General features: G+C 74.9%; 20 protein-coding genes and 1 tRNA gene. 5 read left to right on the plus strand and 16 right to left on the minus strand.

Annotation, left to right across the window (positions count from 1 at the left end; all coding sequences use genetic code 11):
- Positions 1 to 185: 185 nt before the first annotated feature.
- The 7 genes from AB0D08_RS17315 to AB0D08_RS17345 all read right to left on the minus strand — a co-directional run bounded on the left by AB0D08_RS17315 (position 186) and on the right by AB0D08_RS17345 (position 6,379).
- A tRNA-Pro gene (locus AB0D08_RS17315) sits at positions 186 to 259 on the minus strand.
- Between the two features lie 180 nt (positions 260 to 439).
- Complete coding sequence (locus AB0D08_RS17320) at positions 440 to 1,801, minus strand: MFS transporter (RefSeq protein WP_359889655.1); 1,362 nt, start codon at positions 1,799 to 1,801, stop codon at positions 440 to 442.
- A 225-nt stretch (positions 1,802 to 2,026) separates the two neighbouring features.
- The gene (locus AB0D08_RS17325; protein ID WP_359889624.1) at positions 2,027 to 2,815 is read right to left on the minus strand and encodes a DUF1684 domain-containing protein; all 789 of its coding nucleotides are present in this window, start codon (positions 2,813 to 2,815) and stop codon (positions 2,027 to 2,029) included.
- A gap of 101 nt (positions 2,816 to 2,916) precedes the next feature.
- Entirely contained in the window at positions 2,917 to 3,780 is an 864-nt protein-coding gene (locus tag AB0D08_RS17330; protein ID WP_033825766.1) for an acyl-CoA thioesterase II, read from the minus strand.
- Between the two features lie 262 nt (positions 3,781 to 4,042).
- Positions 4,043 to 4,759 carry an alpha-ketoglutarate-dependent dioxygenase AlkB gene (locus AB0D08_RS17335; protein ID WP_033825765.1) on the minus strand — a complete coding sequence of 239 codons (717 nt, stop codon included), beginning with the start codon at positions 4,757 to 4,759 and terminating at the stop codon, positions 4,043 to 4,045.
- A gap of 101 nt (positions 4,760 to 4,860) precedes the next feature.
- A complete protein-coding gene (locus tag AB0D08_RS17340) occupies positions 4,861 to 5,355 on the minus strand; it encodes a transglycosylase family protein (protein ID WP_199520555.1) in 495 nt (164 codons plus the stop codon).
- Between the two features lie 238 nt (positions 5,356 to 5,593).
- Entirely contained in the window at positions 5,594 to 6,379 is a 786-nt protein-coding gene (locus AB0D08_RS17345; protein ID WP_033825764.1) for a transglycosylase family protein, read from the minus strand.
- A gap of 646 nt (positions 6,380 to 7,025) precedes the next feature.
- On the opposite strand from AB0D08_RS17345, the gene AB0D08_RS17350 reads away from it, so the two are divergent.
- A complete protein-coding gene (locus tag AB0D08_RS17350; protein ID WP_359889658.1) occupies positions 7,026 to 7,961 on the plus strand; it encodes a hypothetical protein in 936 nt (311 codons plus the stop codon).
- A 322-nt stretch (positions 7,962 to 8,283) separates the two neighbouring features.
- Positions 8,284 to 8,859: a hypothetical protein gene (locus AB0D08_RS17355; RefSeq protein WP_359889665.1), complete on the plus strand. Its 576-nt coding sequence runs from the start codon at positions 8,284 to 8,286 to the stop codon at positions 8,857 to 8,859.
- Between the two features lie 190 nt (positions 8,860 to 9,049).
- Here the strand turns inward: AB0D08_RS17355 and der are convergent, their stop codons facing one another.
- The 3 genes from der to AB0D08_RS17370 all read right to left on the minus strand — a co-directional run bounded on the left by der (position 9,050) and on the right by AB0D08_RS17370 (position 12,602).
- Positions 9,050 to 10,504 (minus strand): ribosome biogenesis GTPase Der, encoded by a 1,455-nt coding sequence (der, locus tag AB0D08_RS17360; protein ID WP_033825762.1) that lies wholly within the window; start codon positions 10,502 to 10,504, stop codon positions 9,050 to 9,052.
- Positions 10,505 to 10,651: 147 nt separating this feature from the next.
- Positions 10,652 to 11,365: a (d)CMP kinase gene (gene cmk, locus AB0D08_RS17365; protein ID WP_033825761.1), complete on the minus strand. Its 714-nt coding sequence runs from the start codon at positions 11,363 to 11,365 to the stop codon at positions 10,652 to 10,654.
- Between the two features lie 151 nt (positions 11,366 to 11,516).
- Complete coding sequence (locus AB0D08_RS17370; RefSeq protein WP_033825760.1) at positions 11,517 to 12,602, minus strand: prephenate dehydrogenase; 1,086 nt, start codon at positions 12,600 to 12,602, stop codon at positions 11,517 to 11,519.
- 401 nt (positions 12,603 to 13,003) lie between these two features.
- Between AB0D08_RS17370 and AB0D08_RS17375 the strand changes: the two genes are divergently transcribed.
- From AB0D08_RS17375 to AB0D08_RS17385, 3 genes are all read left to right on the plus strand, one after another.
- Positions 13,004 to 15,085, plus strand: coding sequence for a DUF4139 domain-containing protein (locus AB0D08_RS17375; RefSeq protein WP_359889628.1), 2,082 nt, complete (start codon positions 13,004 to 13,006; stop codon positions 15,083 to 15,085).
- A 5-nt stretch (positions 15,086 to 15,090) separates the two neighbouring features.
- On the plus strand, positions 15,091 to 16,728 hold the full coding sequence (locus AB0D08_RS17380; protein ID WP_359889631.1) for a DUF4139 domain-containing protein: 1,638 nt from the start codon (positions 15,091 to 15,093) through the stop codon (positions 16,726 to 16,728).
- A 93-nt stretch (positions 16,729 to 16,821) separates the two neighbouring features.
- Entirely contained in the window at positions 16,822 to 17,184 is a 363-nt protein-coding gene (locus AB0D08_RS17385) for a DUF952 domain-containing protein (protein WP_033820860.1), read from the plus strand.
- Positions 17,185 to 17,244: 60 nt separating this feature from the next.
- Here the strand turns inward: AB0D08_RS17385 and AB0D08_RS17390 are convergent, their stop codons facing one another.
- The 6 genes from AB0D08_RS17390 to AB0D08_RS17415 all read right to left on the minus strand — a co-directional run bounded on the left by AB0D08_RS17390 (position 17,245) and on the right by AB0D08_RS17415 (position 23,243).
- Positions 17,245 to 18,225 carry a helix-turn-helix domain-containing protein gene (locus AB0D08_RS17390; protein ID WP_033820862.1) on the minus strand — a complete coding sequence of 327 codons (981 nt, stop codon included), beginning with the start codon at positions 18,223 to 18,225 and terminating at the stop codon, positions 17,245 to 17,247.
- Positions 18,226 to 18,423: 198 nt separating this feature from the next.
- Entirely contained in the window at positions 18,424 to 19,722 is a 1,299-nt protein-coding gene (locus tag AB0D08_RS17395) for a pseudouridine synthase (RefSeq protein WP_359889634.1), read from the minus strand.
- A 55-nt stretch (positions 19,723 to 19,777) separates the two neighbouring features.
- The gene (scpB, locus tag AB0D08_RS17400; protein WP_255369509.1) at positions 19,778 to 20,437 is read right to left on the minus strand and encodes an SMC-Scp complex subunit ScpB; all 660 of its coding nucleotides are present in this window, start codon (positions 20,435 to 20,437) and stop codon (positions 19,778 to 19,780) included.
- Positions 20,438 to 20,679: 242 nt separating this feature from the next.
- Positions 20,680 to 21,603: a segregation/condensation protein A gene (locus AB0D08_RS17405; RefSeq protein ID WP_359889637.1), complete on the minus strand. Its 924-nt coding sequence runs from the start codon at positions 21,601 to 21,603 to the stop codon at positions 20,680 to 20,682.
- 69 nt (positions 21,604 to 21,672) lie between these two features.
- On the minus strand, positions 21,673 to 22,179 hold the full coding sequence (locus AB0D08_RS17410; protein WP_033819956.1) for a hypothetical protein: 507 nt from the start codon (positions 22,177 to 22,179) through the stop codon (positions 21,673 to 21,675).
- On the minus strand, positions 22,176 to 23,243 hold the full coding sequence (locus AB0D08_RS17415; protein ID WP_033819957.1) for a ParA family protein: 1,068 nt from the start codon (positions 23,241 to 23,243) through the stop codon (positions 22,176 to 22,178). Before AB0D08_RS17415 ends, AB0D08_RS17410 begins: the two co-directional genes overlap by 4 nt.
- Positions 23,244 to 23,448: the final 205 nt, after the last annotated feature.

Genomic DNA, 23,448 nt, shown 5'->3' on the forward strand with positions numbered 1-23,448 from the left:
AGTCCCCACTCCGTGTCCTCGGCGGCGTCATGAACGAATACCGGTGGGCAGCTCGACCAGCAGCGATGAGTTCCGGTCCCCCACGCGTCGCAGCGATGCCCGCGAAGCGCTGATGCAACAGGGCTGATGTCACCCGTGGATGTCGAAAGGGCCGGAGACTCATGTCTCCGGCCCTCTGACCACTGTCGGGACGACAGGATTTGAACCTGCGACCCCTTGACCCCCAGTCAAGTGCGCTACCAAGCTGCGCCACGTCCCGTGGTCTTGGCGCCTCCGGTCACCTTGCGGTGATCTTTGGCTTCTCGACCTTGTCCCCGGTCTCCCGGCGACGTGGAAAACAATACAGCACGTGGAGGGGTGCTCGCTGCCAGGTTTCCGTGGGCCCGGGTGCGGCGTGGTGAGGGTGTCGCCCGGGCCGGGGTCTGGGGGAAGGGGCAGGTCAGGGGGTGGGGTGGCGGGCGTCGTAGCGGAGGAAGGCGGGGCGGCGGGCGGCGAGGAGGAGGACGGCGGCGACGCAGGCGAGGCCGCCGGTGACGACGGAGACGGTGGGTGACCAGAGGGAGGCGACGGTGCCGGACTCGAAGTCGCCGAGGCGGGGGCCGCCGGCTACGACGACGATGAAGATGCCCTGGAGCCGGCCGCGCATCTCGTCGGGGGCCGCGACCTGCATCATCGTGTTGCGGAAGATCATGCTGACGGTGTCCGCGCAGCCCGCCGCCGCGAGCAGGAGCAGCCCGAGCCACAGCTCGCGTACCAGCCCGAACGCCGCGATCGACAGCCCCCAGGCGCAGACCGCCGCGAGGACGGCCAGCCCGTGCCGGTGCACCTTCCCGATCCACCCCGAGAACAGAGCGCCCGCCAGCGCGCCCACCGCCGGTGCGGCGACCAGCAGGCCGACGGTCCCCGGGCCGCCGCCGTAGAAACCGACGGCGATGGCGGGGAACAGGGCGCGGGGCAGGCCGAAGATCATGGCGGCGAGGTCGGCGAGGAAGCTGGTCCGCAGGTTGGGCTGGTCACGAAGGAAGCGCAGCCCGTCCAGGACGGAGGCCCGCCGACGCTCCCCGCCCGAGGCGTCCGCCGCCCCGCCGTCGGCCCTCCCACCGTCCGCCGCCCCGCCGTCGGCTCTCCCACCGTCCGCCGCCCCGCCGTCCGCCGCCAGCGGTCGCATCGCCGGCAGCCGCCACATCGCGTACAGCGTCGCGCCGAACGCGACCGTGTCGACCAGGTAGGCCGCGCGGACGCCGTACGCGCCGATCAGGATGCCGCCGAGCATGGGGCCGACGGTCATGCCGAGGTTCATGCTGATGGTGTTGAGGGCGTTGGCGGCCGGCAGTTGGTGACGGGGGACCAGGCGCGGGATCATCGACGACCGGGCCGGGGAGCTGAGCGCGAAGAAGGCCGCCTGCACCGCCACGGCCGCGTACAGCAGCGCGACCACGCCCAGTCCGAGCAGTGCCTGCGCGGCCAGGAACGCCGAGACCACGGCCAGGCCGGCCGAGCCGATCAGGCCGAGCTTCCGGCGGTCGACGCGGTCGGCGACGGCGCCGCCGTACAGGCCGAACGCGATCAGCGGGCCGAGCGAGAACAGGCCGACCAGGCCCGTGGCGAAGGTGGACCCGGTGAGGTCCCACACCTGGACCGCCACCGCGACCGCGGTCATCTGCTGGCCGATGGCGGAGACCGACTGGCCGAGCCAGACCCGCCGGTAGTCGGGGTTGTCGCGGATCGGGCCGATGTCCGCGAGGGCGCCGCGGGCGGCCGCGGAGAGCCGGCCGGTGCGTGGGCGCCGGGCGGCTGTCAGGTCGGGGTGGGCCCCTGGTTCCCCGGGGCCGGCAGGGGCCGCGGGTTCGGGGGAACCGGCGGGGGTCTCAGCGGCGGTTGGTTGCTCTGTCGACACAGAGACTTATGTTCGTCCACCCGCCCATCGGCGCCCACGCCGGGGTCGTCCCGGAACGACGACCCGCAGCGCTCGGCCACCCCGGACGGACCGGAACCGTCGCGGACACCCCGGCCGCCCCGCCCGCGGTCACTTCGAGAGCACCTGCTTCTCCCCGGCCTCCACCGCGACCGTCAGCCGGTTCCCCGGCGGCGGGAAGGGGCAGACGAAGTGGTCGGCAAAGGCGCACGGCGGCAGATAAGCGTGGTTCAGGTCGAGCACCGTGCGGCCGTCGGCATCCGGGGCCGGGAGGGTGATGAAGCGGAAGCGGTAGGTCTCCCGGCCGCTGGTGCCGTCGGCGATCACCCCGGACAGCCGGTCGCCGGAGCGGCTGACCGTGAGGGTGTGGTCCTCCCCCGCCAGGCGGAACGCGATCCGGCCGGCCACGTCCAGCGGGCGCTCCCGGCCGTCCGCGTTGGGGACCACCACCGCCTGCTGGTCCTCGAACGGAGTGAAGACCGCCTGCACCGCCCACTCCGGCGCGTACGGGTACACGGTGATCCCGGCGAACGCCGCGCGGGCCGGGGAGGCGGGGTCGAACACCCGCAGCGCCAGCTCGCCCTCCCGCTCGATCGGGACAAGCCGGATGTCGCCGTAGGTCAGCGGCTGGGACCCGGGGTCAGTGTCCGGGAGCAGCGTGACCTCACCGTCGAGGGCCGGCCCGTCCTCGGCGGCGCCCTCCGGCCGGATGCCGTCGGCGGCGGCGAGGCTCACCTTGACCGCTCCGTCGGCGGCCCACCAGCGGCCCGGCAGACCGGGGATCGCGGCCGGTCCGGGCTCGAGCCAGTGCGTCCCGGTCAGCGCGAGCGGCCCGTGCGGTGCGCCGGCGGCGGCCGTACGGGCCTCGGTCCAGTGCTTCCAGTCCTCGGCGGCGGTCATCGGACCATCCCCTCCCAGCTGTGGCTCGATCGGTTGGACGGATTGCGCGGGTGCTCGGTCTGTACCTCTCCGGCGCCGGCCCTGACCCCGGGGGCCTTGGCTCAGCGGCCGGCGAGCGGCCGGAACAGCCCTTCCTGCATGACGGAGACCACCAGCTGCCCGCTGCGGTCGTAGATCTCCCCGCGGGCCAGGCCACGGGCGCCGTGCGCGATCGGCGACTCCTGCTGGTACAGCAGCCAGTCGTCGGCCCGGAACGGGCGGTGGAACCACATCGCGTGGTCGAGCGAGGCCATGTCGAAGTTCCGCTGGCCCCACAGCGGCTCGACGGGCGCGCGGACCGCGTCGAGCAGCGTCATGTCGCTGGCGTAGGTGAGCGCGCAGACGTGGATCAGCGGGTCGTCGGGCAGCGCTCCGTTGGTGCGCAGCCAGACACCACTGCGCGGCTGGACGCCGACCAGCTCCTCCTTGGTCCATCTCAGCCGGTCGACGTACCGGATGTCGAAGGGCTGGCGGCGGCTGATGAACGGCGGCAGCTCGCCGAGCTTGGAGCCGACCTCGTCCAGCGCGCTCGGCAGGTCCTCGGGCGCGGGCACGTCGGGCATGGCGTCCTGGTGCTCGATGCCGCCCTGCTCGGGCAGGTGGAAGTCGGCGGTGAGAGCGAAGATCGAGCGGCCCTGCTGGATGCCGAGGACCCGGCGGGTGGTGAAGGAACGGCCGTCCCGGATCCGGTCGACCTGGTAGACGATCGGCACCCCCGGCACGCCGGGGCGCAGGAAGTAGGCGTGCAGCGAGTGAACGGGTCGCCCGTCCTCGACCGTGCGCCCCGCGGCCACCAGCGCCTGGCCGGCCACCTGGCCGCCGAACGTCCGCTGCAGGGCCTCCTCGGGGCTGCGGCCCCGGAAGATGTTGAGCTCGATCTGCTCCAGGTCCAGCAGATCGACGAGCTGGTCGACGGGCGTTCCCATGATCTCTCCCTCTCCGGGCCGGGGTTCCCGGCCCGCGGCCGGCCCCGGATGGCATGCTCCACCCGGTCCCGCCGCCTTCGTCTACCCAGAAGTCTGCGCGCCGCCGGGGAATTCCCGCCGTCCGGGTGAGCGGCCGCCGGGGCCCGGGCGGAGCAGCGCGGGCAGCGGCAGCCCGGGCAGCGGCGGCCCAGGCGGCGGCAGCGCGGGCAGCGGCAGCCCGGGCAGCGGCAGCCCGGGCAGCGGCAGCTGCGGGGCTCCGGGATCAGCTCAGCCCGGACTGCCGGACGGTGATGTTCAGCCGGCCGCTCAGCCCCAGCTCCGGATCCGCGGTGCCGGGGAGGGTACGGACCACACCGTGGTACGCGAACCGGGACGGGCCGCCGAAGACCAACAGGTCGCCGCTGCGCAGCTCCAGATCGGTCCAGGGACGGGTCCGGGTCTCGGTGTTGCCGAGCCGGAACAGGCAGCTGTCGCCGAGCGACAGCGAGACGACCGGGGCGTCGACGCGCTCCTCGCGGTCGCGGTGCAGGCCCATCCGCGCGCCCTCGGCGTAGTGGTTGACCAGCGCGACGTCCGGCGCGTACCCGGCTGCCCCGGCGATCTCCGGCCGCGCTGCCACCGGGCCGGCGGCCTCGTGGTCCAGGGCGTGGGCGCCGGCGCCCGGGCCGTACGCGTCGGCGACCGCGCGAAGGGCGAGGGTGCCGAGCAGCGGCGGGAAGGGCTTCACCGGTGAGCCGTCGCCGTCCACCACGGTGCGGGCGTAGCCGTACGGGTACCAGTGCCAGCCCAGGCAGACCGTACGGACGGACATCTCGCCGCCGGTCGGGAGGCGTACCGTCCGCAGGCCGGCCGGCGGGCGCGCCCACTCGCGGCAGGCCGCGACCAGCTCGCGCTGCTCGGCGAAGGTGAGCCAGTCGGGCAGCAGGACGGCCCCGGGGGCCGGGTCGGAGCGTTCGCGGGGGAACAGTTCGCCTGGCACGCCCCCATCCTCGCACCGCCGGCGGGACCCGAACTGGTCTCCCGGGCAGGGCTCGAGGGCAGGGCTCAAGGGCGGGGCACGTGGGCTGGGCTCCAGGGCGCTCAGTCCGGCAGCAGCCCGAGGTCCGCGGCGCAGCCGGGCCAGGCCTCCCAGCCCTGCTGCCGCAGGATCTCCTCGCCGACGGTGATCTGTTCGCGGCGGGTGGCCAGGTCGGGGCGGGCCGCGAAGCGCAGGCCGTCGGCCTCGCGCCAGGTCGGCGGCCAGATCTGCAGGCCGCCGTAGTAGCCGTTGCCGGTGTCGGCCTGCCAGTCGCCGTCGCTCTCGCACTCGGCGATCCGGTCCCAGACCTCGTCGGGGGTGCGCCGCACGGCCCGCACGGTGCCACCGGCCCGTACGACGGGGACGGACCGTACGGCGCCGACGGCCCGTACGGAAGCGGCGGCGGTGCGGACGGCGGTCGAGGCCGGCTTCGCGGCCGCGGCCACGGCCTGCGGGGTAGCGGCCGCCGGCAGGGGAACACCGGCAAGCACGGGAACGGCGGCGACAGCGGTGGCCACGACGACCGCAGGCACCCGGTTCAGCGCAGCTAGGCCCATCCACCGACGGTAGGGGCGGCCGCTCCGGGACGCCTGCGGCGACGGCCGCAAAGCGGCCGTCCGGGCGCCGCCCCGCCCCCACACCCGCACCCACCACCCACCACCCACCACCCACAACGCCCGCAGGCCGGCGGTCACACCCCGGTGGGGTGCGGCCGGCGGCCTGCGTGGGTGCCGATCGGACAGCGCTGTCAGGCGGCGCCGATGCGGAAGATCCGTCGGAGATCCCTCAGGTCCGTCAGACGGACAGGACCTGGCCCGGGAGGATCAGATCCGGGTTGCCGCCGATGACGCCGGCGTTGTTCTTGTAGAGGGTCTTCCAGTCGAGGCCCTTGGCGGCGGCGATGTCGCTCAGGGTGTCACCGCTCTTGACGGTGTAGTCGGCACCGTTGGTCTTCTCGGCCGGGGCGGCCGGAGCGGCCGGAGCCGGCTTGTCGGCGGCCTTCGGGGCCTCGGCGGCCAGCGGCTGACGCTCGGTGCTGCGGTTGGCGCGGTCGTCCTGCTTGGGCGCGGCCGGCTTGGCGGCGTCCTGCTTGGGGGCGGCCGGCTTCGGCGCGGCGGGCTTCGGGGCCGCCGGCTTCGGGGTCTCGGTCTTGGCGGCGGCCGCGCCGGTGTCGACCTGGGCCGGGGCACCGCCCGCGGTCAGGCCGGCCTTGACGGAGCAGACCGGCCAGGCGCCGGGGCCCTGGGAGGCGAGCACCTTCTCGGCGACGGCGATCTGCTGGGCCTTGGTGGCCAGGTTGGCCTGCGGGGCGTACGCGGTACCGCCGTAGGCGGCCCAGGTGCTGGAGGTGAACTGGAGGCCACCGTAGAAGCCGTTGCCGCTGTTGATGCTCCAGTTACCCGTGGACTCGCACTGCGCAACCTTGTCCCAGGTGGACACGGAGGCGGCGGAGGCCGAGGTGGCCGTGACGAGGCCGGCCACCGGGAGGGCAACGACGACGCTGCCCAGAACGGCCATCCGCACGCGGTTGCGCTTGGTGGCGGTGGTGGTGGCAGCGGCGGTCTCGTTACGGAAGGTCATGAGTGTCCTCTCAAAGGCCCCGGGCGGGCATGCGGAACCAGGCCCTGGGGGCGTGGTTCCGTTCGCCGCGTCCGCTGGACGGCTGTGCACGTGTCCGACGTGCCGTGCCGTCCCGGCCACCCTTCCGGCTGCCGTGCGCCGCGCCCGCTGCTCGCGGGGTCTGCGCTCCGGCCGATGCCCTTCGCGTCGCCGGTGGTCAGCCGGCCGCTCTGGCACCTGGGGGTGAGCCCGGGTAGTGCTCGTTGCACTGGGAACGAAGCTACGAGCCGGATGAGGGAGCGCCAAACGTTTTCGGGTCATCCCAGGTCAATCGAGGGTTACCGGCGGTATTGATCAAGCAAATCAAAGCCAAATGACCGGTTTGACCACATTTGCGAAGTTCGAATTACGCTCCGTTGTGGCCCGGGCCACTTCTGAGGCCCTGTGAGGTCGGGCACATCATCGACAGGATGCGACCACTCGCTCACCCACGGCAGTCAGATCTGCGGCAAATCCCGTCGGAGCCGGGCTCACCCGTGACCCCTGACACAGGGGCCCGTTGGTAATGGCGGCCGGGCGCGCGTCCGAGCCGGGTCCCAACCGACCGCCGCGATTCCCCGACACCCGTGTCCCGGACCAGACCAACAGAGGAGCCTTCGTGCCGCGCATGCTCGATGTGAGCGAGGACGTACGAGCCGAGATCGGCGACGACGAGGCCGACCGCCTGCTGGGCGGCGCCCACGCGCCGGATGCCTATGACTGCACCTCGTGCCGCCAGCCCGGCGATTCCCTCCGGGAGCCCACCAGCACAGTGCTGTTCGTCGGCGACGAGACCGCGGTCCTCGCCTTCGCGCACTCCCGCTGCATCCCCTCCCAGGTGGTGACGGTCTCCGAGGAGCAACTGCTGGGGGCGGTCCGCAGCATCAGCCAGGCCCAGGGCAGCGCCACCGGCCCGGCCGCGCCCCCGCTTCCGGGGGGCGCTCCGGCCTTCGCAGTACCGGGGGGACCCGCCGCGGCCGCCGGGTTCCCCGCGCCGGCCCCGGTCCAGGCGGCCGGTGCGGCCGCGCCGGCCGCGACCGCCCCTACGGCCCCGACCGCTCCCGCGGGCGCCGCACCCGTCGCCGGGAACCAGCCGGCCGTACTAGGCGTGACCTGCGGGCTGGTGCTCTGCGGCGACACCGGACACGCCGCCCTGGTGGTCGAGCCCACGGGTCCGGTCGGCCGGCCGGGCAGCAACTCCGGCGAGGACGAGTTCCTCTCCCTGCTCGTCGAACACGGCTTCCAGCAGGTCACGGAGGTCAACCGGGCCCCGGCCCGCCCGCTGGCCGGATGGTCGGTGCTGATGGCGATCGGTCAGCTGCACGCGATCCTCCAGCCCTCGGCGACCGGCGGCAGCGCCGCCTGGTGGCAGGCGCACCAGCCGCTCCAGGTCACCGACGCCTGGCGGGCGGCGGCGGCCAAGCAGTCCGAGGTGATCATGTACGCGGTGCCCGCCGAGACCATCGGCCGCCAGCCCCGGGAGGACCTGCTGCGGTTCGCGCTGGACCGGGCGGCGAGCCAGGGGCGCCTGGTGGCCGGCATGCTCCCGCTGGCCGGCACCTGAGCACGCGAGTCCCCGAGCACCTGGGCACCTGGGCACCTGGGCACGCGAGTCCCCGAGCACCTGAGCAGCCGAGCGCCCCGAAGCGGCCGAGCGGCCGGCATCGGTGCCCACGTCGCACGCACCCCGGCGCACCGCCGGGGTGCGTGCCCGCGCGCGTGACAGCTGGGGGGCGTGTGGCGCGCGGTGACCGCCCCTCAGTAGCTCAGGGCGCCGTGCGTCACCCCCGCATCCCCTGACCGGCTCACTCGTTGGCCCCCATGTGTACAGCTATGACGTCGCCTCCCCCAGCCGTCCCTCCGCCGCCGGCCGCTCCATCCCGAGCATGCGCCCGTCGTACGACGCGGAGCACCCGTCCTCGGCCACTCCGATCTACGACACGCTGTACTCCGAGTACCGCCGGCTCTTCCGTGCGCTACCGGGCGACCGGTCGGACGAGGAGAACATGCGGTTCACCGGCTTCGCCGTGCGGGAGCCGGTGCGCCACGAGCTGATGCCGTACCAGCAGCACCAGAGCTTCCAGACCTTCGCGGGGCAGACCCACGGAGCGCCGCAGTTCATGCCCGCGCAGCAGTCGGCGCCCGGCCAGTTCGGGGGTGGCGCATTCGGGGGCGGCGCGTTCGCGGGCGGTGGTGCGTTCGGGAGCGGCGGCAGCGGTGGCGGGGCGGCCGGGAACGCCGGGCCCGGCCAGTACGGCGGCGCGCCCGGCCCCGCCAACGGCCAGGGCTGGGTGGCTGCCGGCTACCTCGCGCCGGCCCAGTCCGCGGCGGCGCCCGGTGCCCCGGCAGGGACGGTGGCGTCCGCTCCCCCGGACTCCGCGAACGGGAACGGCACCGGCCCGGGCGGGCGGCACCGTTCGATGCTCTCGCTGCCGCCGGGCCGGGCCACCGGCCCGAGCTGACGGCTGACGGCTGACGGCTGACGGCTGACGGTCGACGGCTGACGGTCGACGGCAGGCACCCGGTAGACGACGCACGGACGGCACGCAGACGGCGGAGGCCGGGCAGTACGTGACTGCCCGGCCTCCGCCGTCGTTCCACTCATCACCATTCCGGCCCACCCGGCCGGCGGCCGACCGGGCCCGGGCCGGACTACTTGCGGCGGCGCTTCTCCCGCACCCGGACCGAGATCGAGATCGGCGTCCCGACGAAGCCGAACTCCTCGCGCAGCCGGCGCTCGACGAAGCGCCGGTAGCCGGCCTCCAGGAAGCCGGAGGCGAACAGGACGAACCGCGGCGGCCGGGTACCGGCCTGGGTGCCGAACAGGATGCGCGGCTGCTTGCCACCCCGGACGGGGTGCGGGTGGGAGGCCACCAGCTCGCCGAGGAAGGCGTTCAGCCGGGAGGTCGGGACCCGGGTCTCCCAGCCCGCCAGCGCGGTCTCGATCGCCGGGACCAGCTTCTCCATGTGCCGGCCGGTGAGCGCCGACACGTTGACCCGGGGTGCCCACTGGACCTGGACGAGGTCGCGCTCGATCTCGCGCTCGAGGTAGTAGCGGCGCTCCTCGTCGAGCTGGTCCCACTTGTTGTAGGCGACCACGACGGCGCGGCCCGCTTCGACGGCCATCGAGATGATCCGGGTGTCCTGCTCGGCCAGCGTCTCGCTGGCGTCGATCAGGACGACCGCGACCTCGGCCTTCTCCAGCGCGGAGGAGGTGCGCAGCGAGGCGTAGTAGTCGGCGCCGGCGGTCAGGTGGACCCGGCGGCGGATGCCGGCGGTGTCGACGAACTTCCAGGTCTTGCCGCCGAGTTCGATGAGCTCGTCGACCGGGTCGCGGGTGGTGCCGGCCAGCGGGTTGACGACCACCCGCTCCTCGCCGGCGACCTTGTTGAGCAGGCTCGACTTGCCGACGTTCGGGCGGCCGATGAGCGCCACGCGGCGCGGGCCGCCGAGGCCGCCGGCCCCGAAGGTCTGCGGCGGGGCCTCCGGCAGGGCGGCCAGGACGGCGTCCAGCAGGTCGCCGGAGCCGCGGCCGTGCAGGGCGGAGACGGGGTACGGCTCGCCGAGGCCCAGCGACCAGAGGTAGGCGGCCTCGGCCTCGGTGGACTGGCCGTCGACCTTGTTGGCGCACAGGACGGTGGGCTTGCCGGCCTTGCGGATGATCTTGATCAGGGCTTCGTCGGTGTCGGTCGCGCCGACCGTGGCGTCGACCACGAACAGCACCGCGTCGGCGGTCTCGATGCCGAGCTCGGCCTGTGCGGCGACCATCGCGTCGAGCCCGAGGACGTCGAGCTCCCAGCCGCCGGTGTCGACCAGCTTGAAGCGCCGGCCGTTCCAGGTGGCCTCGTAGGTGACGCGGTCACGGGTGACGCCCGGACGGTCCTCGACGACCGCCTCGCGGCGGCCGATGATGCGGTTCACCAGCGTCGACTTGCCGACGTTCGGGCGGCCGACGACGGCCAGCACCGGAAGCGGACCGGCGGAGGCGCTGTCGAGGTCGGCGTCGATCTCCTCGGAGTCGAAGCCCTCCTCGGCGGCGAGGGCCATGAACTCGGCGTACTCCGCCGAGTCCAGCTCGCCGTGCACGGCCGGGGTCTCGTTGCTCATCTTCGTTTTTCCATTTCCCGGCGCGGCCCTTCCCAGGGGCGCGCCGTGCGTACCTGCCCTGGCGGGCAGCGCGAGTACTGCGTGGTGCGGTCGGTTACCGCGGGTCTACGGGTACCGCCGGCGGGGCCGGCGGGCAGGGCGGAGGGGTCAGACGGCGGACAGGCCGGCCCGGTCCTCCACCAGGGTGGCGATCCGGTCGATCACCTGGTCCAGGGTGAGCGCGCTGGTGTCCACCAGGACCGCGTCGGCGGCCTGGGTCAGCGGGGCGGTCGCCCGGGAGGAGTCGGCGGCGTCACGGCGGGCCAGGTCGGCGGCCATCGCGGTGATGGTCGCCTCGTCGACGCCCTTGGCGCGCAGTTCGGCGGCCCGGCGCTCGGCGCGGGCCGTCTCGGAGGCGGTCAGGAAGATCTTGACGGTGGCGTCGGGGAACACCACCGAGCCCATGTCACGGCCCTCGGCGACGATGCCGCGCTCGGCGACCTCGGCGCAGCCCCGCTGGAGCTCGACCAGCCGGGCGCGGACGGCCGGCACGGCGGAGACGGCGGAGACCTGGGCGGTGACCTCGGGGCCGCGGATCGGGCCGGAGACGTCCTGGCCGTCGACGGTTATGGTCGGGCCGGCCGCGTCCGTACCGGAGACGATCACCGGCTTGCCGCAGGCGATGGCGACCGCCTCGGGGTCGTCCACGTCGACGTCGTTGGCCAGCATCCACCAGGTCATCGCCCGGTACATGGCGCCGGTGTCCAGGAAGCTCAGCCCGAGCCGGGCGGCTACCGCCCGGGAGACGGTCGACTTGCCGGAGCCGGAGGGTCCGTCGATGGCGACGACGACCGGGGCGTGCGCTCGGTCGGCAGTGTCCACGGGGCGAACCTCTCTCCATACAACCAGGGTGACTACGTCAAGGTTAGACGACCGCGGGACGGCTCCCGCCCCACCCGGTCGGACGGCCGGGGGTTCGGGGCGCCCTGGTGCGCGGACACTGGCCCCTGCCACACCCCCGCGCCCCGCGGTCTCAGTCCCGTACGCTCCAGCCTCGCTCGCGCAGCCCGGCCGTGAGCGGCTTGACGGATCCCGCGGCGACGGCGAGGTGGACGTGGCCGACCTGCTGGCCGGTGGAGTGCTCGATGGTGACGTCCTCGATGTTCACCCCGAGCACGCCGACCTCGCCGAACAGCCGGCCCAGCTCGCCCGGCTGGTCGCCGAGGACGACGGTGACCGTCTCGTACCGGGTGGGCGGGGCGCCGTGCTTGCCGGGGATGCGGGCCTGCCCGGTGTTGCCGCGGCGCATCACCGCCTCGATCCCGGCGGCGCCGGAGCGGCGCTCGCCCTCGTCGGCGGCCTGCAGGGCGCGCAGCGCGGTGACGGTCCCGCCGAGGTCCGCGGCGACCTCCTCCAGGATGTCGGCGACCACTCCGGCGTTGGCGGAGAGGATGTCCACCCACAGGGCCGGGTTGGAGGCGGCGATCCGGGTCACGTCCCGCACGCCCTGCCCGGAGAGCCGGACGGCGGTCTCGTCGGCGTGTTCGAGCCGGGCGGCGACCAGCGAGGACACCAGCTGCGGGGCGTGCGAGACCAGGGCCACGGCCCGGTCGTGGGCGGCCGCGTCCATCACGATGGGCATGGCCCCGCAGAGCGCGACCAGCTCCAGGACCGCGTTGAGCGTGCCGGTGTCGGTGTCCGGGGTCGGGGTGAGCACCCAGGGCCGGCCCTCGAACAGGTCGGCGCGGGCGGCCAGCGGGCCGGAGCGCTCGCGGCCGGCCATCGGGTGGCTTCCGATGTAGTGCACGGTGTCGCAGCCGAGCGCGACCACGTCCGCCCGGGGCCCGGCCTTCACGCTGGCGACATCGGTGTACCAGCGGGCCAGGCCGCGGCGCTGGCAGTCGGCGAGCACCTTGCCCACCAGGGCGGGCGGTACGGCGATGATCGCCAGGTCGACCGGGCCGTCGGCCGGGTCCGTGGTGCCGGCGCCGAGCGAGGCCGCGGTACGGGCGGCGTCCGGGTCGGCGTCCTCCAGGTGGACGCTCACCCCGCGGCCGCTGAGGGCGAGGGCGGCGGAGGTGCCGATCAGTCCGGTGCCGACGACGACGGCGGTGCGCATGGGTGCGGGTCTCCTGTGGTGCCGGTGGCGTGGGTCCGATCATCCTCCCTCACGGCGTCCCGCCGCCGCACGCGGTGTCCAGGACGAGCCCTCCCCACCGGTACCGGCAGGGCGCACCCGAACCACCGCGCCCGGTGGGAACCACCGGCCCGCCCGCGGTGTCCACACCCCCGACGCGCCGTGGACGTGCCCCGGAAATCACCGGACAGCCGGGTCGGGGCGCGGCAGACTGGCCCCGGACCGCCGCAGGCCGAAGCGCCGACCACGCAGCCGGAGCAGCAGCGGCAGCGGCAGCGAGACAGCCGGCCGGAGCGGCCGCCCAGGCCGCAGGAAGCAGGCACCGGGCCGCAGGCAGCGGGCAGCGGGCAGGGCAAGCAAGGGCAGGCGAAGGGGGCAGCAGGGTGACAGACCGGACAGCGCGCGGCTGGGAGTCGGGGCTCGACTCCGTCACGGTGTACGCCACGGGCGCACTCTGCCGCAGACGGGCCCGCGGCGTCGTACCGCCGGACGGCCGGGTCCGGCTCACCGGGCTGCCGCGGTCGCTGGACGCGGGTTCGCTGCGGGCCCGGGTGCTCGGCGGGGGCGGCGCGCGGGTGACGGAGGCCAGGCTGGAGGTCGAGGCGGAGCTCCACGACCCCGGCGACCTGCCCGAGCTGCGCCGCCGCCTGGAACTCGCCCGCGACGCGCGGGACGCGGCGGACGAGCGGCACAGCCGCCAGCTCGGGCTGATCGCGGAGGTCTCCGCGCTGCGGGCCGTCCCGCCGCCGCGCCGCCGCGAGGAGCCGCACCGCCGTACGCCCGCTGAGGCCTGGCTGGAACTGGCCGACTTCGTCGACGAGCGGCTGGCCGCTCTGCACGAGCGGGCCGCCGCGCTGACCGAGGACCTGCGGCTGGCCGAGCACGCGCTCGCCGTCGCCGAGGACGAGCTGTCGCGGGCCTCCGACGCCGCTCCGGCACGGCCGGTGGCGACCAGCGCGACCGCCCTCCTGGCGGTCGTCGGTGCCGGCACCGACGTGGTCGAGCTGGAGCTGGAGTACGGCGTGCCCGGCGCGGTCTGGGTGCCGACCTACCGGCTGGGCCACCGCCAGGGCGAACCCACCGCGGAGCTGGTCCTGCGCGCCTCGGTGGCGCAGCGCTCGGGCGAGGACTGGACGGGTGTCCGGCTGTCGCTGTCCACCGCGGACCTGCGGCGCCGCACCGAGCTGCCGAGGCTGCGGTCGGTCCGGATCGGCCGCCGCCAGGAGGCGCCTGCGCCGTCCGGGTGGCGCGAGCCACCCGCGGGGCTGGCCGGCCTGTTCGCGGACTACGACGCGGCGGGCCCGGCGCCCGCCGCCGGCCGGGACTTCCCGCTGCCGCCGCCCGTCGCACCGGCCGCCGCCGTGCCCTTCGCCGCCCCGCCGCCGGCCCCGGTCGCGGTGGGCGGTGCGGCGGGTGGCTACGGCGGCATGCTCGACGCCCCGGAACCCCCGGCCGCCCCCTGGCCCGCCGCCCCGGGCGGAGCGCCGCCGCCGGCCCCGCAGGCGGCGATGCCCGCCCGGTCGGCGGGCTTCGGCGGCAGCGCGCCGCGGGCCGACGCCCTGCGGTCCCGGGTGGCCGCCGAGCCGCTCGCCAAGAAGCCGTACGAGCCGTCCCCGCCGCCTCCGCCGCCGGGCCCCCCGCGGCCGGACGCGGCGCTGCTCGACTACGCCGCGCTCACCCTGGCAGGACCCGGCGGGACCGGCTCGCGCCGCGGGCAGTTGCTGCCCCGGCAGAGCACCGACCTGGTCGCCGCCGAGTACCGCCGCCGGGCCGAGCAGGTGGCGGCCCTGCCGCTGCCGGGCCACGCCGTGCGTCCGCGCGAGTCGGCCGGCTCGTTCGACCACCGCTTCGACGCGGCCGCGCCGGCCGACATCCCGTCCGACGGCACCTGGCACACCGTCACGGTCGCCGTGCTGCCGGTCGGGGTGCGCACCGAGTACGTCTGCGTGCCGGCCGTCGAGGAGGCCGTGTACGCGACGCTGGTGCTGGACAACGCCACCGACCAGGCGCTGCTCGCGGGCCCGGTGGAGGTGTCGGTCGACGACGAGCACCTGTTCACCGCCGCGCTGCCGACCCTCGCCCCCGGCGGCAGCCGGCGGGTGGGCCTCGGCCTCGCGGAGGGCATCCGGGTGGCGCGCCGCACCGAGCTGCGCGAGTCCACCGCCGGGATGCTCAACAACACCACCGTGCTCGACCACCGGGTCCACATCGAGCTGGCCAACCGTCTGTCGCGGCCGGCCGTCGTGGAGGTCCGCGAGCGGGTGCCGGTCAGCTCCGACCCGGACGTCCGGATCGAGGAGCGGGCCGGCTGGCGGGCGCCCGAGCAGCCGTCCGGGAACTACCCGCCGAGCGCCCGGCTGTGGCGGGTGGAGCTGCCCGCGGGCGGCACCGCCGAACTCGACGGCGGCTACGAGATCCGCATCCCGGCCGGCAAGGCCCTGGTCGACGGCAACCGCAGGAGCTGACACCCATGACCACCGAGCCGACCACCCGCCCGGACGCCACGGCGCCCGCCGCACCGATCCCCCTGCCGGTCACGGCCGTCACCTGCCTGGAGGACCGCGCCCAGGTCGAGCGGACCACCGTCCTCGACCTGGCCGCCGGGGTCCAGCGGCTGCGCCTCGGGCCGGTCACCGCGCTGGCCGTCGACCGCACCCTGCACGCCGAGCTGACGCCCGCGGGCCCGGAAGCAGGTGCGGGCCCGGGTGCGGGCGCAGGTGCGGGCGCCCCGGCCAAGGTGCTGGACGTACGGCTGGTCCGCAACTGGACCCCGCGCGCGCCGCTGCCGCCCACCGACGACGACTCGCCGCTGCGGCACCGGATCCACGCCCTGACCCGGGACCGGCTCGCCGAGGTCCGGCAGCAGGAGCGGCTGCAGGCGCGGCTCGTCCTGCTCGGGCAGCTGGCCGCCGACCTGCTGCGGGAGATCGGCGAGGGCGCCGGGCTCGGCGAGGTGGAGCGGGCCCGGTGGTCCCGCGAGCTGGACCGGGCCGACGCCGAACGCGAGGACTGCGGCGAGCGGCTGCGGGCCTCCCGGGCCCGGCTGGCCGCGCTCTCCGACGAGCTGGCCGAGGCCGTCCGCGCCCTGGACGAGGCCGAGCAGGACCCCGCCGAACTGGTCGCGTACGTCGAGCTGACCGTGCAGGCGCAGGCCGCGGGTCCGGCCGGGCTGCGGCTCGGCCACCTGACGCCGTGCGCGCTGTGGCGACCCGCCTACCGGGCCACCCTGGCCGGGGACGGGCTGCGGCTGGAGACCGAGGCGGTGGTCTGGCAGCGCACCGGCGAGGACTGGTCGGGGGCGCGGATGTCCTTCTCCACCGCCCGGTCCGCGCTGGCCACCGACCCGCCGAGGCTCGCCGAGGACCGGCTGACCCTGCGCGAGCGCTCCGCCGAGGAGCGCCGCACGGTCGAGGTGGAGCTGCGCGAGGAGGAGATCGGCAGCACCGGCCCGGCGCCGCTGGACGGTCTGCCCGGGGTGGACGACGGCGGCGAGGTCCGGGTGCTGCGGGCGCCGCACGCCGTCTCGGTGCCGGCCGACGGCCGGGCGCACCGGATCCCGCTGGACGTCCTCGACACCACCGCGAGCAGCGAGTACGCCTGCGCGCCGGAGCTGTCCCCGCTGGTCACCCAGGTGGTCCGGTTCCGCAACGACTCCGGGCACGCGCTGCTGGCCGGACCGGTCGACCTGATCCGCGGCAGCGGCTTCACCGGCCGCGGCGAGCTGGCCTTCACCGCTCCCGGCGCCCCCGCCGAGCTGGCCTTCGGCAGCTCGGACGGCTACCGGGTGGTCCGGGAGACCGAGGAGAGCCGGGCATCGGCCGGGCTGACCCAGCGCACCGTGGTCACCCGGACCGTACGGCTGCACCTGTCCCGTTTCTCCGGTCCGGAGGAGCATGACGAGCAGGTGGTGGCGGTCCGCGAGCGGATCCCGGTCTCCGAGGTGTCGGCCGTCGAGGTCCGGCTGCGCAAGGAGTCGTGCGTCCCGGCCCCGGACGAGCTGGACGCCGAGGGCATCGTCCGCTGGCAGGTGGCGCTGCCGCCGGGCGGCCGCCGTACCGTCACGCTGGTGTACGAGGTGTCGGGCACGGCGAAGGTGGCGGGCCTGTGATCCGTCCCCGGGCGGGCCGGTGACCGGGGGGCCGGGGCGCGGCCGGCAGGATCCACGCCGTCAACTCCGGTACCCATCCGGTACAAAAGAGGCATGATCTACCATCTCGCCCCCCTCGACGACTGGCTGCGCGACCCCGGCCGGCCCTACACGGCGGCCTCGCTGCTCACCGACGGCTTCATCCACTGCTCGCCCGACGAGCCGACCCTGCTGGCCGTGGCCAACGCCTTCTACCGGGACACGCCCGACCCGCTGATGGCGTTGCTGATCGAGGACAGCCTGGTCGAGCCGATGGTGAAGTGGGAGGCCGCCACCGGCGGGCCGCCGCCCGGAGCCACGCCCGGCGCGCTGTTCCCGCACATCTACGGCCGGCTCAACCGCACCGCGGTGCTCGGACTGGAGAAGCTCGAACGCGGACCGGACGGGCTCTGGGCCACCCTGATCCCCTGGAGCTGACCGGCCGCGCCCGCCGCGACCGTCGGGCCCCGCCGCCACGGCCGGGGCAGGCCCGGCGCGCTAGAGCCAGCCGCGCTCACGGGCCGCCATGCCCGCCTGGAAGCGGGTGGTGGCGCCCAGCTCCCGCATCAGGCCCTGCAGCCGGCGCTGGGTGGTGCGGGCGCTCCAGCCGAGCGAGCGGGCGATCGACTCGTCGGTCAGGCCCGCGGCCAGCAGGCCGAGCAGCTTGAGGTGGTCGGCGTCGGGGCCGGCCACACCGTCGCCGTCGCCGATCGCGGTCTGCAGCGGTACCGCCCGTTCCCACTCCGCCTCGAACAGCGCGTCGAGCGCCTGGAGCAGAGCCGACGGGTGGATCACGTACGCGGCGTCCAGGACGGCGTCGCCGACACTGATCGGGATGATCGCCATCCGGTCGTCCGACATCATCATCTTCATCGGCAGGGTGGGCCGGACCCGGGCCTCCTCGCCGTCCTCGACGCCGACCAGGATCTCCTTCTCCAGCCGCCCCGGCCAGGCGATGGCCTCCTTGTCGAAGACCGTGCGGAACCGGATCCCGGAGCGGAGCTTGGCCCGCTGCCGGGGCAGGTTGGCCACCGGGTCCTGGATGTACGGCGGGCAGTCGAACCCGCGGACCTGGTAGTGGCTGGTCTCGATCAGGTGCTCCAGCCGCTGGGCGATGGCCTCACCGCCGGTGAGCACCTCCACCGAGTGCGCCGGGTCGGTGAACCGGGAGGCCTCCCGGAAGGCGTCCATCAGCCGGTGCATCTCGGCCCGGGCGCTGCGCAGCTGGGCCTCGCGGTGGCCGATCAGGGTGCCGATGGCGACGTCCGGGGCGACCGCCAGGTAGCGGTCGCGGTCCACCGGCGCCCGGGTGGCCATCCCCTGGTCGGCCAACCGGTCGAGCGCGTCCTGGCTCTGCCGGAGCGTCAGACCGCACTGGTCGGCCAGCTCCCCCGCGGTCGACTGCGGTGCGATCACCAGCTCCGCGTACACCTGCCCGTCCGGCCGTCCGAGGCCGAGCACTCCGAATGCGTCGAGCATGCCGCTCCTTCCCCCACCCCCGGCCACGGCTCCGCCGTGGCGCGATTACGCCATCGAAGAAGGCGAGTTTTCGTGGCCATCCTGTGCCACGGATCCGCGCGCTGACAAGGCACTGCGGCGAGGCTCACACCAAGCTCTGGCAAAAGCACCCGGGCCCCTCCACCAGCGACGGAGGGGCCCGGGGAACAGCGGCAGACCCTACAGGCCGACCTCGTTCATCAGCCGGCCGACCTCGGGGTTGGTCAGGCGGCGCAGCCAGCCCGACTTCTGGTCGCCGAGCGCGATCGGACCGAAGTGGGTGCGCACCAGCTTGTCCACCGGGTAGCCCACCTCGGCGAGCATCCGCCGGACGATGTGCTTGCGGCCCTCGTGCAGGGTCACCTCGACCAGGTAGTTCTTGCCGATGTTGGAGACCACCTTGAAGCTGTCGGCGCGGGCGAAGCCGTCCTCCAGCTCGATGCCCTGCGACAGCTTCTTGCCCAGGTCACGCGGGATCGGGCCCTGGATGGCGGCCAGGTAGGTCTTGGTGACGCCGTACTTCGGGTGGGTCAGCCGGTGGGCCAGCTCGCCGTGGTTGGTGAGCAGGATGATGCCCTCGGTCTCGGTGTCCAGGCGCCCGACGTGGAACAGCCGGGTCTCCCGGTTGGTCACGTAGTCGCCGAGGCACTGACGGCCGTCCGGGTCCTCCATGGTGGAGACCACGCCGGCCGGCTTGTTGAGCGCGAAGAACAGGAACGACTGGGTGGCGACGGTCAGACCGTCGACCTTGATCTCGTCGTTCTCCGGGTCGACCCGCTTGCCCTGCTCGGTGACCTGCTTGCCGTTGACCGCGACCCGGCCCTGCTCGATCAGCTCCTCGCAGGCGCGGCGGCTGCCGATGCCGGCCCGGGCCAGCACCTTCTGCAGCCGCTCGCCCTCGGGCTCGCCGAAGGTCTTGGGCAGCTTGACGGCCGGCTTGTCGTGCCGGGCCAGCACCGCGTCCTCGATCCGGGCCTGCAGCTCGCGCGAGCGCTGCGGCTGGCGGCGCGGGTCGCCGGGCGCACCCTGGCCCTCGCGGCGCGGCTTGGGCGCCGGGGACGGGCGACGCGCGGCGTAGCTGCCGCGGCTCGGGGTCGCGTTCGGGCCGCCACCGAACTCGGGGCGGTCGTAGCGGCGCTCCTCGGGGCGCAGCGGGCGGTCCGGGTAACGGCGCTCCTCGCCGCGCCGGTCGTCCCGGCGGTCGTCCCGCCGGTCGTCCCGCCGGTCGTCACGCCGGTCGCGGGAGAAGCCGCCGGAGCTGCCGGAGCCACCACGGCCGCCGCCGGAGCCGGAGCCGCCGCCGTACGAGCCGCCGCGCCCGGCGCCGCCACCGGAGCCGGGACGGCCGCTGCCGCCGCCGTACGACGAGCCGCCGCTGCGACCGCCGCCGCCCTGCCCCTGGCCGCCCCGCCCCTGACCGCCGCTGCGGCCGCCCTGGCCGCCGCCGCTGCTGTTCCTGCCGTTGCCACTGCTACGCATCAAATGTCCGTACGTCGTGTTCCGTCTTGGGATGTGCAAGTCGTGCCGGCCGACCTCACCGCACTTCCCGACCCGCCTCGTCGCGGTCGCCCGCCGCTTGCGCGGCCGCGACCGCCTCCGCGATCACCGTGCCTTCGAGGGACTCCGCTTCCACGTCGTCGACCTCGGGCAGAAAGGGCGCAAGCTCCGGCAGCTCGTGCAAGCCGCGCAGCCCCATCCGTTCCAGGAAGTAGTTCGTCGTCCGATACAGGATCGCACCTGTTTCGGGCTCGGAGCCGGCTTCTTCCACCAGTCCTCGCTGTACCAGGGTACGCATCACGCCGTCACAGTTCACACCACGTACCGCTGAGACCCTGCCGCGCGACACCGGCTGCCGGTAGGCGACGACCGCCAGCGTCTCCAGTGCGGCCTGGGTGAGCCGGGCCTGCTGGCCGTCCAGCACGAAGCGGTCGACGGCCGGCGCGCAGTCGGCCCGGGTGTAGAACCGCCAGCCCCCGGCCACCTGCCGCAGGTCGAAGCCGCGGCCCTGGAAGGTGTACTCGGCGGCCAGTTCGCGCAGCGTGGCGGCCACCTCGGCCCGGGAACGCTCCAGCACGGAGGCCAGGTGGCCCTCCGGCACCGGCTGGTCGGCGATCATCAGCACCGCCTCCAGCGCGGCCCGCAGCGGCACCCGGGGGGCGTCGGGGTCCGGCCCGTCCGCCGCCGCGGGCGCCACGGCCTGCGCGGGCACCTCCACCGTCCCGGGCGCCGGGGCAGCCTGTCCGGCCTCCCCGGCCTCCCCGGCCTCCCCGGCGTTCTCGGCCTCCCCGGCAGCGGCCTCCGCGGCCGCCTGCTGCGCGAGGCGGGCGAGCGCCTCGGCGCGCTCCTCCGCCTCGTGGGCGGACTCCTGCCACTCCTCGGGCCGCGCCTGGCCGGGCAGGCCGAGCGCCCGCCGGGGCTGCCCGGACCGTTCGTCGCTCACCGCTGCCCACCGTCCTTCTGCGCCGTGTCCCGTCCCGTGTCCCGTGCGGTGTCCGGTGCCGTGTCCCGCTGTTCCGGCTCCCCGGGCGGGCGGTCGAACTCGTCGGTGACCTCGACCTGCCGGTCCGCCTCGGCGATCCAGCGCACCAGCAGCTCACCGAGCGCCTCGGGCTGGTCGAAGTCCAGCACCTTCTCCCGGTAGAGCTCCAGCAGGGCCAGGAAGCGGGCGACCACCACCAGGGTGTTCCCGGCGTCGTCGACCAGCCGGCCGAAGGTGGCCTCGCCGAGCGCGGTGAGCCGGTCGACCACCACCGCGGCCTGCTCGCGGACGCTGACCGCCGGGGTGTGGATGTGGTCGACGTAGACGGCCGGCTCCGGCCTGGGCGTCATCGCCCGCGCCGCGAGTTCGGCGAGCCGGGCCGGGCCGACGGTGAGCACCACCTCGGGCAGCAGTGCGGCGTGGTGCGGCTCCAGGCCGACCGTCCGGGGCCGCTGCCGCAGTTCGGCGGCCCAGCGCGCGGCGAGGACCGCCGCCGCCTCCTTGTACGCGCGGTACTGCAGGAGCCGGGCGAACAGCAGGTCCCTGGCCTCCAGCAGGGCCAGGTCCTCCTCGTCCTCGATCTCGGCGGCGGGCAGCAGCCGGGCCGCCTTCAGGTCGAGCAGGGTGGCCGCGACCACCAGGAACTCGGTGGCCGCGTCCAGGTCCCAGTCCGGGCCCATCGCCCGGATGTGGGCGACGAACTCGTCGGTGACCCTGGACAGCGACACCTCGGTGACGTCCAGTTTGTGCTTGGCGATCAGGCTGAGCAGCAGGTCGAACGGGCCCTCGAAGTTGTCCAGCCGCACCTGGAAGCCACCGCGCCCGTCGGCCTCGGCGGGCGCGGGGGCGGTGCTGACCGGGGGGTGGGCGGTGCTGGACATGGACGTCCATCTTCGCGCGGGCCCCGCCCGCGCCCCGCCCCGGGGCCCGCGACACGCGGACGGCGGGCGTCAGCGCCCGCGCAGCCGCCGGACCAGGATGCTCGCCTCGCCGCGCTGCTCCAGGTCGGCCAGCACCACCGAGATGGCCTCGCGGACCACCCGGCCGCGGTCGACCGCGAGGCCGTGCTCGCCGCGCAGCACCAGGCGGGCGTGCTCGAGGTCCATCAGTTCCTCGGCGGAGACGTACACGGTGATCTTCTCGTCGTGCCGCTCCCGGCCGGTCGGCCGGCGGGCGCCGCGGCCGCGCTGGCGGGGCCGCCGGGCGGCCTCGGCCGCCTGCTCCTCGCCGCCGGCGTGCCGTACGGCCGCCGAGGAGGCGTCCGCGGGGCCGCTGTGCGGCTCGGGACGGGCCGCCGGTACCTCGGGTGCCCCGGAGGCCTGATCGGCCTTCCTGGCCGCCTCGGCCGCTCGGGCGGTCTCCGCTCGGGCCGCCGACGCCTCGGCCGACCTGAGGGAGGGCGACAGGGCCATCCCCCCGGTGGCCCGGAACAGCTCGTCGGCCCCCGGGAGACTCACTCGACGGGGCGGCACCGGTCGAGCACCTCCCTGGCGAGCTGACGGTAGGCGGCGGCACCGACCGAGTTGGTGGCGTACGTGGTGATCGGCTCGCCGGCCACGGTGGTCTCCGGGAACCGCACGGTCCGGCCGATGACGGTGTGGAAGACGTGCTCCCCGAAGGCCTCGACCACGCGCGCCAGCACCTCGCGGCTGTGCACGGTGCGGGAGTCGTACATGGTGGCCAGGATGCCGTCCAGGCGCAGCTCCGGGTTGAGCCGCTCGCAGACCTTCTCGATGGTCTCGGTGAGCAGCGCCACCCCGCGCAGCGCGAAGAACTCGCACTCCAGCGGCACGATGACGCTGTGAGCGGCCGTCAGGGCATTGACCGTCAGCAGGCCCAGCGAGGGCTGGCAGTCGATGATGACGTAGTCGTAGTCCGGCAGCAGCGGCTTGAGCGCCCGCGCCAGCGCGGACTCCCGGGCCACCTCGCTGACCAGCTGCACCTCGGCGGCCGACAGGTCGATGTTGGAGGGCAGCAGGTCCATGCCGGGGACGGCGGTCTTCAGCAGCACCTCATCGGCCGTCAGACCCCGCTCCATGAGCAGGTTGTAGACCGTGACGTCGAGTTCCATCGGGTTGACGCCCAGGCCCACCGAGAGCGCGCCCTGCGGGTCGAAGTCGACCAGCAGGACCCGGCGGCCGTACTCGGCGAGGGCGGCGCCCAGGTTGATGGTCGAGGTGGTCTTGCCGACCCCGCCCTTCTGGTTGCACATCGCGATGATCTGCGCGGGGCCGTGCTCGGCCAGCGGCGCCGGGATCGGGAAGTACGGCAGCGGGCGGCCGGTCGGGCCGACCCGCTCGCGGCGCTGGCGGGCGGCGTCGGGGGCCAGGGTGGCGGCGTACTCGGGGTCCGGCTCGTACTCGGCGTCCGGGTCGTCGTACGGGCCGTAGCCGAGCTCGTTGTAGGCCAGCCCGTAGGCGGCGAACTCGGCGTCCAGGTCGGCGGGGGTGGCGGAGGGGGCGGTGTGCTGACGCGCCTCGAAGGTGCGGACCGCCACCGAGCCGACCTCCACCGTGCCCACCGCGGCCTGCCGGGCGGTGAGCTCCTCGTTCGACTGTCCGGCTGCGTGCTCCGCCAGTCCTGGCTGACCACCCCCGGGAGCAAATGTCGACTCATTCACAAGTCGTCTTACCTCCTTGGGTTTCCAGGACTCTAAGTCGATTCGTCAGCGTGGCAGCTAGCCGACGGTTTGCGACTCTAGGCCGTTTCGGGCGTTCGCAGCAACA

Source organism: Kitasatospora sp. NPDC048540 (genome assembly GCF_040651175.1).
In the GTDB taxonomy this organism is placed as follows: domain Bacteria; phylum Actinomycetota; class Actinomycetes; order Streptomycetales; family Streptomycetaceae; genus Kitasatospora.

Excerpts from the sequence above, each read along its gene's own strand:
- AB0D08_RS17325 (WP_359889624.1), bottom strand. The coding sequence starts at position 2,815 with ATGACCGCCGCCGAGGACTGGAAGCACTGGACCGAGGCCCGTACGGCC.
- AB0D08_RS17330 (WP_033825766.1), bottom strand. The coding sequence starts at position 3,780 with ATGGGAACGCCCGTCGACCAGCTCGTCGATCTGCTGGACCTGGAGCAG.
- AB0D08_RS17340 (WP_199520555.1), bottom strand. The coding sequence starts at position 5,355 with ATGGGCCTAGCTGCGCTGAACCGGGTGCCTGCGGTCGTCGTGGCCACC.
- AB0D08_RS17345 (WP_033825764.1), bottom strand. The coding sequence starts at position 6,379 with ATGACCTTCCGTAACGAGACCGCCGCTGCCACCACCACCGCCACCAAG.
- AB0D08_RS17350 (WP_359889658.1), top strand. The coding sequence starts at position 7,026 with ATGCTCGATGTGAGCGAGGACGTACGAGCCGAGATCGGCGACGACGAG.
- AB0D08_RS17355 (WP_359889665.1), top strand. The coding sequence starts at position 8,284 with ATGCGCCCGTCGTACGACGCGGAGCACCCGTCCTCGGCCACTCCGATC.
- der (WP_033825762.1), bottom strand. The coding sequence starts at position 10,504 with ATGAGCAACGAGACCCCGGCCGTGCACGGCGAGCTGGACTCGGCGGAG.
- AB0D08_RS17370 (WP_033825760.1), bottom strand. The coding sequence starts at position 12,602 with ATGCGCACCGCCGTCGTCGTCGGCACCGGACTGATCGGCACCTCCGCC.
- AB0D08_RS17380 (WP_359889631.1), top strand. The coding sequence starts at position 15,091 with ATGACCACCGAGCCGACCACCCGCCCGGACGCCACGGCGCCCGCCGCA.
- AB0D08_RS17385 (WP_033820860.1), top strand. The coding sequence starts at position 16,822 with ATGATCTACCATCTCGCCCCCCTCGACGACTGGCTGCGCGACCCCGGC.
- AB0D08_RS17390 (WP_033820862.1), bottom strand. The coding sequence starts at position 18,225 with ATGCTCGACGCATTCGGAGTGCTCGGCCTCGGACGGCCGGACGGGCAG.
- AB0D08_RS17395 (WP_359889634.1), bottom strand. The coding sequence starts at position 19,722 with ATGCGTAGCAGTGGCAACGGCAGGAACAGCAGCGGCGGCGGCCAGGGC.
- AB0D08_RS17405 (WP_359889637.1), bottom strand. The coding sequence starts at position 21,603 with ATGTCCAGCACCGCCCACCCCCCGGTCAGCACCGCCCCCGCGCCCGCC.